Here is a 14,186-nt window from a genome sequence, read left to right on the forward strand (position 1 = left end):
ATTTATGCGGCAACCTCCCGGCGTGGTACGCACATTTCTGGCAAATTAGCTCTTACCAATGCCTCAGCAAATGGAGGTGGTACCGCATTACCGCAACGGGCCACCTGCTTGTCTTTCGCATACTTCTTGCCGCGATAGTCTTGGTCGATAATGTACCAAGCTGGGAAGCCTTGGGCGGCGTATAGTTCGTGCGGCTGCAACATACGCATTCCAATATCGACAATCTGGTAGTCAATACCTTCAACCGTTACCAGGCCAAACCGGTCATTTGTGGTAACGGTATGCAGCGGATCCTTGAGGCTTACCCCTTCCTTATCGGTACCGTAATACTTCAACAAAAACGCTCTCACTTCTCCAAAGTGGTTACCACCGGCTGTTACCGTTTGCAAAGGTTCGGTAACCTCTTGCCCAGTGTTTGTGCCGCGCATCTTGATTAAGTTTGAGGTAACCAGCGCGTGATGATCGACAGTCGTTACAGTGTGGGCTGGTTCCGCCAGATCCGCACCGGGGCCGGTATAGTTGCCGCCGAAATGCTTGGCGAGAAATGCAGATACCAGTTGGCTTTTACCACCACCGCCAGCGGTGATAGTGCCGTTTGGCTCATCAACTCCATGACCTACGCTATTACCAAACTGGCGGGTGATCACCGGGGCTACAACTAGGTGCTCAGCTTTCGTCGTAACGGTAGTTAGCGGCTTACCGGCTTCATATGCTAGGCGGTCGCCACCAAAGCCAGTCTGACCAATTCGCGCAATGATTGGTGCAACAACGCAGGAATGATTGGTATTGCATAGCGTGTGCATAGGCTGATCTGCTGGCCGTGGCTTGGCTGAATACTTAGGCCCACCCGCGCCAACTATCACCGGACTCACCACCGCATAACCATGAGTTTTCGTGATCGTCTGCAATGGCTCATCAAGTGACTGGCCCCGGAAACAATCGTAAGTCGTTTTGGTACTGGTGTGATTGCATTTGACGATGAACGGCGTTGGGTTGTCGATAACAAAGCGTTGAATGCCTCTGGCGATCCGTTTCAGCGTGTTCTCTGCCAGGGGCTTCTTGCGTTCGAATATGCTTGGGCATGGGATTGACCAATCAATGCACTCGGCGGCTGTGCGCCATGGATGCAGTTTGCCGCTTTGCACTTCCAGCGACTTTGGATCCCCGTGGGTAGGTTCGGGCCAGACAACCTTTTTCCCATCACAGCGCATCACCATGAAAAAGCGTTTGCGGATCGTTGGGGCGCCATAGTCACAGGCGCGCAGCTCCCGGTATTCGACCGTATAACCAAGGCCGGCAATCAAAAGGCGGTGTTCTGCGCTGCCCACCGCAATCGCCAATACCTCACAGCACTCAGCCAGTGCAGGGTGATCTGCTGCTATACCAGTCGTCAGCATTGCAACAAATCCTGCGAAAGTTTCACCAGTGCGTTCCGGGCACGGGTAGTTATTCCCACCCTCATCAGTTACGAGCGGCCCCCACGTTTTAAATTCCTCTACGTTCTCCAGCATCATTGCCCGTGGGCGCACTTTCAGCGCCCAACGAATAACGATCCAGGCCAGCCCGCGAATTTCTTTCTTAACCGGGGCACTGCCCTTGGCCTTGCTGAAATGGCGGCAATCTGGGCTAAACCACGCCAGCCCCACCGGCTGACCTGCGGTAGCTGCTACAGGGTCAATATCAAATACTGACTCGCAGTAATGCAGGGTTTCAGGGTGGTTGGTTTCATGCATCGCTATGGCGTGCGGGTCGTGATTAATCGCAATATCAACACTGCGGCCTGTGGCCATTTCAATACCGGTACTTGCTCCGCCACCTCCGGCGAAGTTATCAATGATCAATTCACGGATCATGCTGTTGCCCTCATGTTTTCTGTCAAGCTTGTGACAATCTGGATAATGTCCCATGCTGGCATGCCTTCCAGCTTTAAGCGGTTAATATGTTGTCGCAGCTTATTTTTAAGGTTCTCAGACAGCCCATTGGCTATTGGTACCTGGTCAAGCAGTAAATTAACTTCCTGTGGCCAGAATGCGCAGGCAGTTTCCGGAAGAATAACTTCTGGAATATTTTGTGGTTTGGTTTGTGGTTGAAATGATTCCTGAATAAGCTCTATATCGTTACGTGCGCACTCGTTACCCCAGTGATGCCACCCGTGACAGTTACTACGGCTAAATAATTCAATTCGTGACACGTCACCGTAAAGACGCTCTAGGCGGTGTCTTGCCTCCCAAGGCTTGGCGCTGTGCTGGGTTATCGGCGCGTAGATAATCTGCTTAACACCTGCATCTACCCGGTCAAGACCGGTACCGCGCACTGCTACAAGCATTGATTCCTGGTTGCCTCGGCTGTAGTTGCCGGGGTTCATGCGGGTGATGCCGTTCAACAGATCGAGGAAGTCATAGAAATCGACCAGGCCGCCGTCCTCCAACGCTGCGTTTACCGTGCGCTCGGCCATTTCGTTGAATTTCACCCATGTGAACAGGAACATCTGCCTAACATCAAAGCCCCACGCCGCCGCCAGTTCTTTTGCTTCGTCTGTATGGGTGCCGGTGTACCACATCGCCAGCACGCTGTTTTCTGCTGCGATAGACCAGACTGGCAACCGTTTAAGATCCTGCAGCGTCATTGTGCTGTAGTGATTACCTGCGGCACCGTTACTCACCTTGTTGCCGTACTGCCATGGTGGATCCGCGTAAATAAGCTGATAGGTCATAGAGGATCACCGCGCTCATCATCCTGGCTTTCATGCCAGATCTTTATCTTCCAACCATCGCGCATGGTTATGGTCCGGCTGCCGCGCCTGCTGCTGATGGGGTATGCCGCCAATAAATCTTCAACAGCAAGCAGCCGCTTGTTCTTTCTGTGCTTTATGCGGTGGCATTTCTTCAATACAGAACCGACAAGCCACTCAGCAGATTTGACGGTGATGAACAGATAACTTATCAACACCATCCCCAGATGAATCCAACCCATGAAGTCTAAATTTTTCATATTACGCTCACTTGCGCTACTGGGCGCGTCTTGCGTAGCCTGACATCTGGCTTGCGTTTAGTTTCCTTTCCGGCTCCTTCCCTCTGGTGCTGATCCATCCACGCTTCAACTTCTTCCAAGTTCCAGGCGACAACGCCAGCCAGGTTGAACCGGGCCGGGAACTTACCTTGCTTCTCCAAGCGGCCAATGGTGGAATCAGATAAGGGCACCATTTGCAGGAGCCTTTTTTTATTAATTGCTGCTTTCATGGTTACTCTCCTTTTTGAATTTTGCGTTAGCCTCTTTTCGCTGGAGAATTAAATTTTCCAGCGTTTCTTCGAGAGGTTTTATTTCAGCTTCCAGAGGGTGGGGCAGTATTGGCTTTTGCTCGGTTCTGTCTATCATGCTGCTAACAACAGAGAACGCTTCGGCAATGCTTCTGCTAAAGTTAATTGCTGCTTTATATTTTGCTATCCGCCTTCTAACTTCGTTTATGCGTCTGTTAATTAACAGATTTCTGTATTTTGTTAACTGACGCTTATGCTTTGCTTCTTTCTTTTTCTTCTCTATTTTTTGTTCTGCTTCCCACTCCCGCTCTGATTCTTCTTCCCTTGCGCTTTCGCGTCCGCACACTTCCGCAAATGCATCATCACAAGTAGCATTGGCATCAAAGGTGATATCCCTGCATGGAACTCGACCATACGGACCGTTGCTGCAATATTCAGTCCCTTCAAATGGGCAAATTGAACAATCATCAACGTCGCGCCAGAGAGCTATTGTCCAATCTATTTTTTGCATCACCATCTCCTTTGGCGGGGCCGCAGCCCCGCATGGTGGGTTACATAGGGACTTCGTTCATCAACAGCTCATCACGGCGGATGCTATAAACGTCTGTCGCTCTGTCCAATAGCTCCTGATTGTTAGCCAGCGCCTTGGCTGCTCTGGTGTAGGCCTCATCAATAGCCGCTATATCGTTTTGGTCACTCAAGAAAGAAGTAAACCAAGCCAGGATCTCTTCAGGGCTTTCCAGCTTTTTCTTGGTGTTAACTGGTCGCGCTTCTACCTCAGGCTGAACAATCTTCTCCGCCTTGCCGTTGATCAGGCTGTTAACACCTGCGGCATTAGTTGCCGCTGGCGTGATATCTCGCTCAACGCGTGGCATCTCAGCCAGTTCATCTGGGGTATAGACACCCATGATTACGTCAGGACAGTGAAGGCGTGACCAGCGTTTAACTGCGAGGTATGCCAGTTGCTGCTTAGGATCGCTTGCCCATAGCGTGGAGTTTCTAACCTGAGCTTGAGAAAGCAGAAGTTCCAGCTCGCGTGGTTCTTCCTCACCTTTCATTGTTGCCCACACAATCACGCCACACCCCGTTTCATCCTTCAACGTCCACCCTGGCGCTATGTAAGTTCCCCCGTTTTTTGATGGCTTCTCTACAAACTTACCAATCACGTTTTCCCAAGGCCCAAACCACTTGTAATTAATGCGGTCTTTGGTTGGCGACATTGTTGTGATAACGGCGTTCACTAGCTGCGCTTCATAACCCAGTGTCCCGCTCACAACGTGGGTTTTCTGTGCAACAGCGAACGGGTTCATACCCCACTGCGCCGCCTGCATCGCTACTGCCATGCAATCTGCAGGCTTGCCTGCCAAGTGCGCCGGCACCGTTACCCTGCCTTGCGCCATAACTTCGGCAAACTTCATTAACTGGTTAAGCCCTTCAGGGCTGAAGATTGTTGCCGCTGTACCAGCAACAGCGCTGCTTGCTGGTGCGGTCATCGTTGTGATTTGATTGCTCATGCGTATTGGTCCTGTTTGCGCGCCCAGGCAGGGCGTTGAATTTTCTCTACACCGCCCCATTCGTTTGAAGTGCGGCATTCGTGGTAGGTGTTCAGATCCCGGCGGTAGAGTCGGTGACCCTCGTCTACATCTGATGCGTCAAGTTCAAAAACTCGCACCGGGTAGCGTCCACAGTCGATGGTTTCGCTTACAGCCAGGAAGAAGAAGCCGTGCGCCTCACCCCTCAATTGCTGCACCCCTTCGCGATACATAGCGTCTTGAACGTGATAGCGGAATTCCTCGATGTGTCTAGCGAACCGATCCATGTCGGCAACCTTCTTCACATCAATAATCACCGGGTGATTGGTTAAGTAACGGTCTGGACGAACTCGGCAAAGCTCGCCTGTTTCCGAGTCAGTCCAGTAGAACGATGATTCACAATGGCCATCAGCTTCTAGCATCCAGCGTGCTGCCGGGTGGGCCATGGCGCTATCACGCATCAAAGCTAACTTGCGGCCTTGCTCGGCATCCATGACCGTTTTCCCGAGGCTTTCGCACTCCTCAAGAAAATCCTTTTCCTCCGCCTTGCCATCGTTGGTGCGCCGGTTGAATTCCGGCGCGATGATGAAACGATTTTTGAACTCATCCGGTTCAAGTAGCGCGCAGTGCAGGGCGCTGCCCATATCCAACGCTTTCAGCTTTTCGGTATCAACCGGAGCTGTTTTAATCCACTGCAACAGAGCCGGGTTTTTGGCAACCAGATCAAGCTGTGACTTACTCACGCCGTCATCGGCGTGATAGTCCTCGTTGGAGATATCGTGGTAGATACCTGTTTTCACTTGATCGCCTCTCTTATAAATTGCCCAATCAACGGTATTAGCCCCTCTTGCACCGTGTAATGCTCACGCCGATCCTTTGCGCTGTCATAAATGGCAATCCAGCCGTAATGCGTTTTTACCTGGAGTACTTGGTAGTCTCCCCTCCCATCTCGCCAATCAATATTTTTACTGGTAAGCCATTCCTTGTATGCCTGTAGTTTTGATTTGTGTAGAAGGTTTCGCCTGGCCATCACGCCACCTCATCGAAGTGATTAGGTGAATCGAGCAGCTGCATTGCTCGTTCCATTTTTATTTTCCGCTGCACGATTTCGTACTGGGCGTCATACAAGTGCTCGTCCATCCAGCTTGAATTCATCATTGCGTTAAGCTGATGCTGATCTGTGTGGGGAAAGAGGGCGCTTGCCGCATTGCGCAGACCGTGAAGTTTCAGAGTGACCATTTCCTTTTCGGTAAGGTCACCGATAAGGTTTTGCTCATCCTGATCCATTTCGAGGATCTGCTCGTATTGCTCCAGAGCCTCGTCAATCATTCGTTGGTAGTTGAAATTGCTCATATCAACCTCAGTAGTTAATGGTCATGTTTTTGATTCTCATGCGCGCCACCACCTCGACGCATTTTCTTGCGAACTCATCCGGGATCCCTTCATTTATGAGTTCTTCAACGGCTGTGCGGTTGATGGCCCTGCGATGCTCAACATCTTTGGCGCGTTTTGCGGCTTCATCAGCGATGCGTTGCTGCTCAGCTATCCGCGCCTGCTCTCTCTGATCAGCTTCCTGCCTGATGCGGTCAGCCTCCTGTTTTGCCCGGAGCTGCTCGGCTTCAATGGCGGCTTGTTTATCGCGTTCTGCTTTGGCCTCAGCGTCGATGCGTTGCTGTTCTGCCAGCGCCGCCGCGTCTTTGGCGTCTTGCTCAGCCTTGGCTAGTGCTGCTTTTGCGTCAGCTTCTCGCTGTGCTGCCGCTGCGATTTCTGCTTCATTGGCAAGTCTGGCCTGCTCAACTGCCTGCTGCTTCAACTCCGCTTCATGGGCAATGCGCTGGCGTTCTGCTTCCGCCCTGGCTTCGGCTGCGTCCCTGTCGTGTATTTCGTTCATAAGCAGGGCTTCTTTATGATCCGACTCGATGCGATCAGCTCGCGCCTTATCGAAAGCAACGTTCATTTCCAGTGCCTCAACGTGCCATGCCTGCATCTGCTGATCTGCTTTGATTCGCTCCTGCTCAGCTTCCCAGTCAGTGACGGGCTTCCGGATCTCAATGGCTAAATTGTCGAGCGCGTCTCGTACTTTCTTGCGGCTGGCATCAACCAAGGCAGGGCGCTTTTTCATATCAGCGACGAGATTCTTACCAGCCTCATCAATCATGGCCTTTGTGCTGCGTACGGTAGCCGCCATGCTGATATAAACCCGGCGACCAGCAGACTTATTCAAGTCACCGACGACTGGCAGCGCTTTTTCACGAATGCTTGTGATAAGGCCATCAATGTATTCATCATTGATGAATGCGGCTTCCAGCTCTGCTGGTGTCGCTGGTAAGTTGACTAATGCAACTTCTGTTTTTTCCTCGCTCATCTGTGCGTACCTTCCAATCTGTTCGCCGTGTCAAAGGCAACTTTTGTAATGAAAGCCCATTGCAGGGCTTCGCTGAAATCTGCAAACCGCCAACTGATACAGCCGCAGACGGTTACGCAGTAAATCCCGTTGATGGTTTGAGATATCATGATTAGTACCTTTTGTTTACCAAATCGGTAACTATAAATGGCAGGCGGAAACCTGCTGGCCAATGAATTGAGTGAAGTCGTTATGGTCGAAAATGTACGCACCGCCAGGCTGACTTTCATCTAAGTTACGTGCTGCCGCATATGCGCGTTTCATGTTACTGATGAAAGCCATGAAAGCCGCGTTACGTTCACAGTTGCAGCGCCAAACGTTGAAAGCGTTTACTTTCATGAATGCTTCGAATCGTGGGTTCATTTCACTATCCTTCGTAGCTTTAACGAATCGCCCCGCAGGGCGCTTTATAAGTTCACTTCTAAAGAGCTTGTCCAGTCGGTCCCGCTCTTAACGGGGCTGGGGGTGATTGAGTCGCTCACCCGATGCGTTTACTTACCTTTGTTTACCTTTTTGGTAACTCAGTGAGGTAATAATTAACCGATAATGAATAGATGTCAATAGTTATCGGCATTAAAATTACCATACAGGTAACTATATCGGGCATGCAAAAGCACCGCATAGCGGTAACTTATTGGAAAGAAAGGAATAGATTGTTACTTATTGCCTGGACTGTAGCATCACAAATTCAATGAATGATTCTATCTTGGCCTTATCTTCAGCGGAAAGCTGCGCAAACTGTGATCGATCATAATTAATCATCGTCGGGTCTTTCTGCTGCAGCAATAGCTCATAACCACGACGCCCGAACGCCCCGGCGATAGCCTCCAGGTTATTGATCGTCACATTTCCTTCACGGCTCAATACGCGATTAACTGTTGACTGGCCAACACCAGCGGCGGCGGCTACTTTCGCCTGGCTGGACATTTCGCGGCTATTACTCATCCATAACTCAAGATTCATGGCCACTACTGCGCCAATATCCGTCTCTTGCTGCGCAGGATCCGCACCAGCAGCCATGGCAAGCATGTGATCACGGTCTAGCCAGTATTTTGGCTTATTACTGATCACCTCTATCTTGCGTGCGAGGGCATCACCGATCCCCTTGTGATTGTTGTCATCCACTGGCTTTAGACAGCGACTGATAAAGTTGGCAGTGATGCCCATTCTTTCAGCGAGTCGCACTTGTTTACCGTCGAACTCTCGTTGAATGATGCTCTGTAGGTTCTCGCGCCGAACTTCGTTGATGCTTTTCATGTCGCTAGCTAGTCCATTTTGTTAATTTCTGTCTGTATTTAAAACAAAATTACCTTAATGGTAAATGAACCATAACGGTAATAAATTTGCTAAATGCCACCAATTAGGTAATCATTCATGCATCCGTTGCCACCAATGAGGTGCCATAAATTGGAAAAAGTCGAGAAATTCAATCTTAAAAAAATGTGGCTCTGCATGAATGCTGATGAGCGAAAAGCTTTTGCTGATGATGCAGGTAGCACCGTTCACTACATTAGAACGCATACCGTGAGGGCCACTAAGGTGCCACGCCAAGCGTTTATGGATCAACTGGTTAAAGCTGTAAGGAAACGTAAGCCAGAAATCACCCGGGAGCAGGTGATCGAATACTTCTACCGATGAACATCAAGCCTAAATAGGGTCGCTTATGCGGCCCTTTTTTATTGTCTTTTTAGCTAAGGTAATAAAAATCTATTTATGGTTGATCTATTTTTCATTTATGTGCATTCTTACATCACTGACGACAAAAAAAGTGAGGACACAGGATGAAAATCATTACCCGCGTTGAGGCCATTCAGTTGGGAGTGCTCCGGTTCTATACCGGCAAGCCCTGCCGCAATGGCCACTACTCGGAGCGTTTTACCAGCAATGGGGTTTGTGTTGAATGCTCCGCGCAGCACTCATCAGCGTACCGTAAGCACATCAAGAAGCTGATCCACGACGCACGGGCTAAGTTTGCGGAGGTGCGCTGATGGCTGGTGACTGGATCAAAATGAGAACTGACCTGCACACGCATCCGAAAATTGTCCGAATGGCGTCCGCATTGAAAGCGGACAGGCTTCGTATTGTTGGCGGACTACATTCCGCTTGGTGTCTTTTCGATGTCCATTCTGTTGATGGTTTTCTTGATGGTTACAGTCCTGAAACGCTCGACGACATGATCGGGTTCCCTGGTTTTTCGCGTGCAATGATGGTAGTTGGCTGGCTAGAAGTTGATGGTGAAAACCTCGTAATGCCCCGTTTTGACGAGCATAACGGCCAGTCTGCCAAGCGTCGGGCACAGGATGCAGCAAGAAAAAGAAGCGTCCGAAAAATGTCCGCACCAGAAGAGGACAAAATGCGGACCAGAGAAGAGAAGAGAAGAGAAGATCTAAAAGATAAAGATCCCCCTCTTACTCCCCCGAAGAAGGAAAAGGTGGTTTATGAGTACCCACCAGGATTGAACGTAGCAGCCTGGGATGAGTGGAAGCAGTACCGGAAGGATTTAAATATTAAATCCTACGCACCAACACCCAGGAGCGAGGGCGCAGCAATCACCAACCTGCTGAAGCTATCAGGCGGTGATCTGCAGAAGCAGGCAGAAATCATCAGGCAGAGCATGGCCAACAGTTGGCGTGGGCTATTTGAAATCAAGACAGGGGGCAACCATGAGGCAAGCGGGAGATATAGCGCGGGACATAGTTTCAAAGGCAACGCAGTCGAAGCAGTTCACGCAGCAACAGCCAGAATGCGGGAACAGCACGGACTCACAAGCCCTGGACAGAACAATCAGGATTTGGGATCGCATGGTGGAGCTTTATTCGGACAAGTGGACACGCAGGAACGGGCTGACACCGCCATCACTCTGGATCAACGCGATTGGAAAGCTGTCTGACGCACAGATCAAGTCAGGGATCGGCGAGTGCATGCGGCAATGCCTGGTTGAAGGCAACCGCTTTGCTCCAGACCTATCCGACTTTCTGACCTACGTCAGCAGCAGCACAAAGCACGGCATTGGCATCGGTACTGATGAGGTCATGCAAGAGTTTCATGGCTACTGCAAGAACCGAAGCCGGTACAGCTGCGCTGAAACTTACCCATGGCGGCATGATGTTCTGTACTGGATTGTTTGCGACCTGCGCCGAGAGATGATCCAGAATAATCTGAACGACGCGGAATTGGAACGCCGGGCAGATAAGCACCTTAAGCGCTGGGCAGAGAAGGTCAAAGCAGGAGAGCAAATACCCAAGCCGGTTCCGCTGCTATCCGAAGATGCATCCAGTCGCAGGAAGGGAAAGCCGGGTGCAGGGCATTCAGCGGCAATGGAAATGCTATCAAGACTTCGAGGCGGCAAACCAAATACGAATTGAACTAGCGAAATTACGCAGCGATTCAGGGGTAGATTGCGTTATGAGTCACTCAGGCACATAACGAGATGGGTTAACAGTTAAAGCTCAACAGCGGCCCATACAGAGCGTTTTAGCACAGATGCGAATTGTGAAAACAATCGCTATTTTTAAGTTGCAAATAGTTACCAAATTGGTAATAGTTACCTTTATGGTGTTATAAGGAGCTGTTTTATGAATCCAATTGCTTTTATCGAGAAGAACATTAAACAAGCGCTCATATCTGAAGGCTTCAGCGTTTCGGTTGCTCAGGGGGGGGCAAATGTAGCGGTTGATTTTTATCGTCGTTCATCTCAACCAACGGTTAAAAGCCGTGGAATTTATGATGACTGTCTGAAGGAGGCGGTTAGGTTTGCAAAGCTTCAGGGTGAGAAGTCAGTAAAAATAAGCGGTAAGACAAAAAAGGTAACGGCATGAGCAAAATCATAATTGGGATAGATCCAGGGTGTTCAGGGGCAATCGTCGTCCTGAGTTCATCTGGAAAGTATCTGAACAGCATCAGCACGCCGACGCTGAAAGTTGGCACAAAGACCCGTGTTAACGGTGCTGCTGTTGCATCGTTCCTGCGTGCATTCGAGCTGGCAAGTGCAGAAGCATTCCTGGAGCAAGTTGGCGCAATGCCTGGGCAGGGTGTTAGCAGCATGTTCACGTTCGGCCATGCCGCTGGGGTTGTTGAGGGGATCCTGCAGGGGCTGTTGATTCCCTACAGCTTGGTTACTCCGCAAGCCTGGAAGAAAACAGCGGGGCTGATTGGCAGCGACAAAGACGCGGCGCGGAGTCGGGCAATACAGCTTTACCCGGAGCTGAGAATTCTTGACCAAAAAGCCAAGGGCCAAGCCGTAGCTGATGCTTTGCTGATAGCACGTCACGGAATCGGGATTTAACTATGGACGACATCGATCAGGCCAACGAGCGCGCAGAGCAAATACTGCAGATTCGCATAGACGCAGCCAGGGCAAAGTCAGCGTTACCAGCGGCGCATGAGTGCGACGCGTGCGGCGCGCAAATACCGGAAGCCAGGCGCAGAACAGTTCCCGGCGTTCGGTTGTGTATTGACTGTAAGACGCTAGAAGAGATGCACCAACGTATACACAGGTAAGGATCTGATAATGAAAAATATCGTTGTAAATCAAGGTATAAAAACTGATAAGTCTCAGATGGTTGTTATGACTTACGAGCAACTAAAGCAGCAGTTTGATGCTGTAGTGGCTGAGAATGCGAAAGCTATCGCAGCTGTTAAGGCCTTTGCTGACGCTACCGAGCAGCTTACTGAAATCATTGGTGATGAAATCGGAATGAATGGCGTGGCTGGGTTGCTTGCGGCATTTTCTGTTATCGGGAATATGCCTGCAACCTCCGCAGCACTGGCAGAAGTAGAGGCTCGAGGCGTTGAGAAGTTTATCGCGAAGAAGCTTAAGCAACTCGAAGCCATGCACCCGGATACTCACGCATTTGGCGCTACAGCCATGTCTATTCGGGCGCAGGTTAACGAGTTGCAAGCGTACGTTGTAGAGATGCGGGAGGCCCGGTGATGAAGATTATGCCTAAATCAATCGAGCACCTCACTGATGAAGTGATTGCTGACGCTTTTGAGGGTAGCGGCTGGATACGCAGAATCATCGCCAGCCCCGGCTTGGTCATGCGGTGAAGTTATTTATCGCGTTACGGAAAAGGGGCAAGAGCTGGCTATTTCATCCCTGCCACCGGTGAAGGAATCCGAGTATGGCAAGTACCTGAATGCTGATACAGGGCATTCGTTTACTGATTGGCTCGGTATTAATAAACCAGAAATAGAATGGCGCAGTTCGCGCTATGGAAAGTATGAGTATCGAATGTGCCGGGTTTTTGATAGCGGATACTCGCGCTACCGGGAAGTTGAAGGCGACTGGTGCGCCACGAAGAAAGCAGCCAAGGCCAGTTACAAGCAGGCTTTGAAAGAGTTCAGGGCCGAGGGGCGGCACACACAAGGGGAGGAAGCAAAGCAATGAACCTGACAATTCAAAATTTATGTGACATCTGTGATTTTATGGGTATATCGACCCAGACGGATGAATGCGCAGACATGACCGCTGAGGTGTGGATCGGTGAGGGCGTCATTAAGGGCGAAGGCGGAGCTCCTGACTATCGAGGGCTGATTGCTCATTGTGCCGAGTATCCAGAAGAGGGGGCAATACCACTGGAGGAAGCAAAGCCATGAGTAAAGAAGCTGAAAAGCGCTGGGAGTGTTTCACTACTCTTTGCAAAGAAATGAATGAATTGGCAGATGAAATAATTGAGTGGTCAGCCGATGGTCATTACCGCGATCGACTCATTCAGCTTTATGACCTTGCTGATACGGTTTTTGGTGCAAAGAACGTTAAAAGGCTACTCGCAGCGCTGGAGGAAGAAGGGCGGCGCACCGAGGTCGCAGAGAAGCGACTACATGAGGTGGCAACGCATTGCGCCACGGTAGAGCTGAAGAACACAGTGCTTGAGCAGCAACTACAGCTGCTAGGGACAACGAAAGAAAGTGATGCTGTGGCTGATGGAGTGAAGCTTGTAGCAATTATTCTTAAGGGATCGCTTAATGAGATGAATTCAAACTTTTTTACCAAGCTTGGACGAGGCCCGAATATCAAAATTGTTAGCGGACTGATTCCGCAACTTGAACGACTATCCATGCTTATTCGGACTGAGAAAGATATAGATGCGTGTCTGGCTGCAATTGGGGTGGTTAAGGTCAAGGGGGAGTGATATGCCAGAAGCAAACAGTTTTACAGACGACGAACTGGAAATGATGTCACACGGCAACAATCCACAGTCGAATGCTTACCGCGAGCTGCTGGCGCTACGCAAGTCGGCAATCCACACCGCCCTACCAGCGCCCGTGGTGACAAGCGAACTGATTAAGCTAATTCGTTCTGGCGATATCGAAGAGATGCTATTCAAGTCAACCCATGAGCAGGCTGAATTCACGCGAATTCAGCTATACAACATCCGCGCCGCAATGCTGACGGCGGAACATGTAAGCACTGCTTACACGTTGCCGGAGGGCTATAAGTTGGTGCCGATTGAGCCGACAGCGGAGATGATTAAAGCAACCGGCATCATGGACGATGAATATTATTTCGATTGCCAGGAATCCGCTGATGCATTCATGCACGAGAACTATAAAAAAATGCTTGATGCAGCACCAACCCCCACCAAGGCGGCTAACAATGGCAATGACTGACGAACAACGCCGCGCCGATGCCAGGGATAGAAAGCGTGCCCAACGTCAGCGCGAACGTGAAGCGGCGGCCACTGGCGCTGTAAGCGGTAGGAGGCGGATAAGTTTCGAGGTAAGCGATCACATCTTCGAGAAAATACAGGCCAACTGTGCCGCACGGCGACCAGGTAAGGATCCGTATAGCATTGATGAGTATTTCGAGCTGCTAGCCGTGCAGGATATCAATCTGTTGAAGCGGCAACTGGCTGAGCTGGCCAATCACAAATGCCAGTGCGGTGAGTCGATGCCGGGGCCAACTGGAGGTTGCTTTCGGAACGGCGAGGCGGCGTGTAGGCAGACTCACATATGGCGTGAGCTGATGCTTAAAACGCTGTGACGTGTCAC

At 50.5% G+C, this 14,186-nt stretch carries 24 protein-coding genes; 13 read left to right on the forward strand and 11 right to left on the reverse strand.

All coding sequences use genetic code 11. The features are described 5' to 3' along the window. Positions 1-2 precede the first annotated feature (2 nt). From ACX9GV_RS04350 to ACX9GV_RS04400, 11 genes are all read right to left on the reverse strand, one after another. Positions 3-1,850, reverse strand: coding sequence for a DNA cytosine methyltransferase (locus tag ACX9GV_RS04350; RefSeq protein WP_473197976.1), 1,848 nt, complete (start codon positions 1,848-1,850; stop codon positions 3-5). After that, positions 1,850-2,713: an MT-A70 family methyltransferase gene (locus tag ACX9GV_RS04355; protein WP_473197168.1), complete on the reverse strand. Its 864-nt coding sequence runs from the start codon at positions 2,711-2,713 to the stop codon at positions 1,850-1,852. Before ACX9GV_RS04355 ends, ACX9GV_RS04350 begins: the two co-directional genes overlap by 1 nt. After that, positions 2,710-2,991, reverse strand: a complete 282-nt coding sequence (locus ACX9GV_RS04360; RefSeq protein ID WP_473197169.1) for a DUF4752 family protein — start codon at positions 2,989-2,991, stop codon at positions 2,710-2,712. Before ACX9GV_RS04360 ends, ACX9GV_RS04355 begins: the two co-directional genes overlap by 4 nt. Next, complete coding sequence (locus ACX9GV_RS04365; protein WP_473197170.1) at positions 2,988-3,239, reverse strand: helix-turn-helix transcriptional regulator; 252 nt, start codon at positions 3,237-3,239, stop codon at positions 2,988-2,990. Before ACX9GV_RS04365 ends, ACX9GV_RS04360 begins: the two co-directional genes overlap by 4 nt. Continuing rightward, entirely contained in the window at positions 3,223-3,768 is a 546-nt protein-coding gene (locus tag ACX9GV_RS04370) for a hypothetical protein (protein ID WP_473197171.1), read from the reverse strand. The genes ACX9GV_RS04365 and ACX9GV_RS04370 overlap by 17 nt, the downstream gene beginning before the upstream one ends. A gap of 40 nt (positions 3,769-3,808) precedes the next feature. Next, positions 3,809-4,771: a RecT family recombinase gene (locus ACX9GV_RS04375; RefSeq protein WP_473197172.1), complete on the reverse strand. Its 963-nt coding sequence runs from the start codon at positions 4,769-4,771 to the stop codon at positions 3,809-3,811. Then, positions 4,768-5,589, reverse strand: coding sequence for a PD-(D/E)XK nuclease-like domain-containing protein (locus ACX9GV_RS04380; RefSeq protein WP_473197173.1), 822 nt, complete (start codon positions 5,587-5,589; stop codon positions 4,768-4,770). Before ACX9GV_RS04380 ends, ACX9GV_RS04375 begins: the two co-directional genes overlap by 4 nt. 229 nt (positions 5,590-5,818) lie before the next feature. Then, positions 5,819-6,142 (reverse strand): hypothetical protein, encoded by a 324-nt coding sequence (locus tag ACX9GV_RS04385; protein WP_473197174.1) that lies wholly within the window; start codon positions 6,140-6,142, stop codon positions 5,819-5,821. 7 nt (positions 6,143-6,149) lie between these two features. Beyond that, positions 6,150-7,154 (reverse strand): hypothetical protein, encoded by a 1,005-nt coding sequence (locus tag ACX9GV_RS04390; RefSeq protein ID WP_473197175.1) that lies wholly within the window; start codon positions 7,152-7,154, stop codon positions 6,150-6,152. Positions 7,155-7,334: 180 nt separating this feature from the next. Further along, entirely contained in the window at positions 7,335-7,556 is a 222-nt protein-coding gene (locus ACX9GV_RS04395; RefSeq protein ID WP_473197176.1) for a hypothetical protein, read from the reverse strand. Positions 7,557-7,853: 297 nt separating this feature from the next. Next, the gene (locus ACX9GV_RS04400) at positions 7,854-8,450 is read right to left on the reverse strand and encodes a helix-turn-helix domain-containing protein (RefSeq protein WP_473197177.1); all 597 of its coding nucleotides are present in this window, start codon (positions 8,448-8,450) and stop codon (positions 7,854-7,856) included. A gap of 150 nt (positions 8,451-8,600) precedes the next feature. On the opposite strand from ACX9GV_RS04400, the gene ACX9GV_RS04405 reads away from it, so the two are divergent. The 13 genes from ACX9GV_RS04405 to ACX9GV_RS04465 all read left to right on the forward strand — a co-directional run bounded on the left by ACX9GV_RS04405 (position 8,601) and on the right by ACX9GV_RS04465 (position 14,178). Continuing rightward, a complete protein-coding gene (locus tag ACX9GV_RS04405) occupies positions 8,601-8,831 on the forward strand; it encodes a hypothetical protein (protein ID WP_473197178.1) in 231 nt (76 codons plus the stop codon). Positions 8,832-8,974: 143 nt separating this feature from the next. Next, positions 8,975-9,181 (forward strand): hypothetical protein, encoded by a 207-nt coding sequence (locus ACX9GV_RS04410; protein WP_473197179.1) that lies wholly within the window; start codon positions 8,975-8,977, stop codon positions 9,179-9,181. Next, positions 9,181-10,083, forward strand: coding sequence for a DNA replication domain protein (locus tag ACX9GV_RS04415; RefSeq protein ID WP_473197180.1), 903 nt, complete (start codon positions 9,181-9,183; stop codon positions 10,081-10,083). Before ACX9GV_RS04410 ends, ACX9GV_RS04415 begins: the two co-directional genes overlap by 1 nt. A gap of 31 nt (positions 10,084-10,114) precedes the next feature. Continuing rightward, complete coding sequence (locus ACX9GV_RS04420; protein ID WP_473197181.1) at positions 10,115-10,558, forward strand: replication protein P; 444 nt, start codon at positions 10,115-10,117, stop codon at positions 10,556-10,558. Between the two features lie 210 nt (positions 10,559-10,768). After that, entirely contained in the window at positions 10,769-11,011 is a 243-nt protein-coding gene (locus ACX9GV_RS04425; RefSeq protein ID WP_473197182.1) for a hypothetical protein, read from the forward strand. Next, on the forward strand, positions 11,008-11,478 hold the full coding sequence (locus tag ACX9GV_RS04430) for a hypothetical protein (RefSeq protein ID WP_473197183.1): 471 nt from the start codon (positions 11,008-11,010) through the stop codon (positions 11,476-11,478). Before ACX9GV_RS04425 ends, ACX9GV_RS04430 begins: the two co-directional genes overlap by 4 nt. 2 nt (positions 11,479-11,480) lie before the next feature. Next, positions 11,481-11,693 carry a TraR/DksA C4-type zinc finger protein gene (locus ACX9GV_RS04435; protein ID WP_473197184.1) on the forward strand — a complete coding sequence of 71 codons (213 nt, stop codon included), beginning with the start codon at positions 11,481-11,483 and terminating at the stop codon, positions 11,691-11,693. Positions 11,694-11,703: 10 nt separating this feature from the next. After that, positions 11,704-12,126, forward strand: a complete 423-nt coding sequence (locus tag ACX9GV_RS04440; protein WP_473197185.1) for a hypothetical protein — start codon at positions 11,704-11,706, stop codon at positions 12,124-12,126. A 45-nt stretch (positions 12,127-12,171) separates the two neighbouring features. Further along, positions 12,172-12,582 (forward strand): hypothetical protein, encoded by a 411-nt coding sequence (locus tag ACX9GV_RS04445; RefSeq protein WP_473197186.1) that lies wholly within the window; start codon positions 12,172-12,174, stop codon positions 12,580-12,582. Beyond that, positions 12,579-12,791 carry a hypothetical protein gene (locus tag ACX9GV_RS04450; RefSeq protein ID WP_473197187.1) on the forward strand — a complete coding sequence of 71 codons (213 nt, stop codon included), beginning with the start codon at positions 12,579-12,581 and terminating at the stop codon, positions 12,789-12,791. The genes ACX9GV_RS04445 and ACX9GV_RS04450 overlap by 4 nt, the downstream gene beginning before the upstream one ends. Further along, entirely contained in the window at positions 12,788-13,327 is a 540-nt protein-coding gene (locus ACX9GV_RS04455) for a hypothetical protein (protein WP_473197188.1), read from the forward strand. Before ACX9GV_RS04450 ends, ACX9GV_RS04455 begins: the two co-directional genes overlap by 4 nt. Position 13,328: 1 nt before the next feature. After that, the gene (locus ACX9GV_RS04460; RefSeq protein WP_473197189.1) at positions 13,329-13,805 is read left to right on the forward strand and encodes a hypothetical protein; all 477 of its coding nucleotides are present in this window, start codon (positions 13,329-13,331) and stop codon (positions 13,803-13,805) included. Further along, positions 13,792-14,178, forward strand: coding sequence for a hypothetical protein (locus tag ACX9GV_RS04465; RefSeq protein WP_473197190.1), 387 nt, complete (start codon positions 13,792-13,794; stop codon positions 14,176-14,178). Before ACX9GV_RS04460 ends, ACX9GV_RS04465 begins: the two co-directional genes overlap by 14 nt. Positions 14,179-14,186 lie beyond the last annotated feature (8 nt).

The organism is Serratia sp. 25CWL12 (assembly GCF_055790885.1).

Excerpts from the sequence above, each read along its gene's own strand:
- ACX9GV_RS04425 (WP_473197182.1), top strand. The coding sequence starts at position 10,769 with ATGAATCCAATTGCTTTTATCGAGAAGAACATTAAACAAGCGCTCATA.
- ACX9GV_RS04370 (WP_473197171.1), bottom strand. The coding sequence starts at position 3,768 with ATGCAAAAAATAGATTGGACAATAGCTCTCTGGCGCGACGTTGATGAT.
- ACX9GV_RS04360 (WP_473197169.1), bottom strand. The coding sequence starts at position 2,991 with ATGAAAAATTTAGACTTCATGGGTTGGATTCATCTGGGGATGGTGTTG.
- ACX9GV_RS04435 (WP_473197184.1), top strand. The coding sequence starts at position 11,481 with ATGGACGACATCGATCAGGCCAACGAGCGCGCAGAGCAAATACTGCAG.
- ACX9GV_RS04355 (WP_473197168.1), bottom strand. The coding sequence starts at position 2,713 with ATGACCTATCAGCTTATTTACGCGGATCCACCATGGCAGTACGGCAAC.
- ACX9GV_RS04455 (WP_473197188.1), top strand. The coding sequence starts at position 12,788 with ATGAGTAAAGAAGCTGAAAAGCGCTGGGAGTGTTTCACTACTCTTTGC.
- ACX9GV_RS04365 (WP_473197170.1), bottom strand. The coding sequence starts at position 3,239 with ATGAAAGCAGCAATTAATAAAAAAAGGCTCCTGCAAATGGTGCCCTTA.
- ACX9GV_RS04460 (WP_473197189.1), top strand. The coding sequence starts at position 13,329 with ATGCCAGAAGCAAACAGTTTTACAGACGACGAACTGGAAATGATGTCA.
- ACX9GV_RS04375 (WP_473197172.1), bottom strand. The coding sequence starts at position 4,771 with ATGAGCAATCAAATCACAACGATGACCGCACCAGCAAGCAGCGCTGTT.
- ACX9GV_RS04430 (WP_473197183.1), top strand. The coding sequence starts at position 11,008 with ATGAGCAAAATCATAATTGGGATAGATCCAGGGTGTTCAGGGGCAATC.
- ACX9GV_RS04385 (WP_473197174.1), bottom strand. The coding sequence starts at position 6,142 with ATGAGCAATTTCAACTACCAACGAATGATTGACGAGGCTCTGGAGCAA.
- ACX9GV_RS04390 (WP_473197175.1), bottom strand. The coding sequence starts at position 7,154 with ATGAGCGAGGAAAAAACAGAAGTTGCATTAGTCAACTTACCAGCGACA.
- ACX9GV_RS04415 (WP_473197180.1), top strand. The coding sequence starts at position 9,181 with ATGGCTGGTGACTGGATCAAAATGAGAACTGACCTGCACACGCATCCG.
- ACX9GV_RS04450 (WP_473197187.1), top strand. The coding sequence starts at position 12,579 with ATGAACCTGACAATTCAAAATTTATGTGACATCTGTGATTTTATGGGT.
- ACX9GV_RS04440 (WP_473197185.1), top strand. The coding sequence starts at position 11,704 with ATGAAAAATATCGTTGTAAATCAAGGTATAAAAACTGATAAGTCTCAG.
- ACX9GV_RS04410 (WP_473197179.1), top strand. The coding sequence starts at position 8,975 with ATGAAAATCATTACCCGCGTTGAGGCCATTCAGTTGGGAGTGCTCCGG.
- ACX9GV_RS04420 (WP_473197181.1), top strand. The coding sequence starts at position 10,115 with ATGCGGCAATGCCTGGTTGAAGGCAACCGCTTTGCTCCAGACCTATCC.
- ACX9GV_RS04465 (WP_473197190.1), top strand. The coding sequence starts at position 13,792 with ATGGCAATGACTGACGAACAACGCCGCGCCGATGCCAGGGATAGAAAG.
- ACX9GV_RS04400 (WP_473197177.1), bottom strand. The coding sequence starts at position 8,450 with ATGAAAAGCATCAACGAAGTTCGGCGCGAGAACCTACAGAGCATCATT.
- ACX9GV_RS04395 (WP_473197176.1), bottom strand. The coding sequence starts at position 7,556 with ATGAACCCACGATTCGAAGCATTCATGAAAGTAAACGCTTTCAACGTT.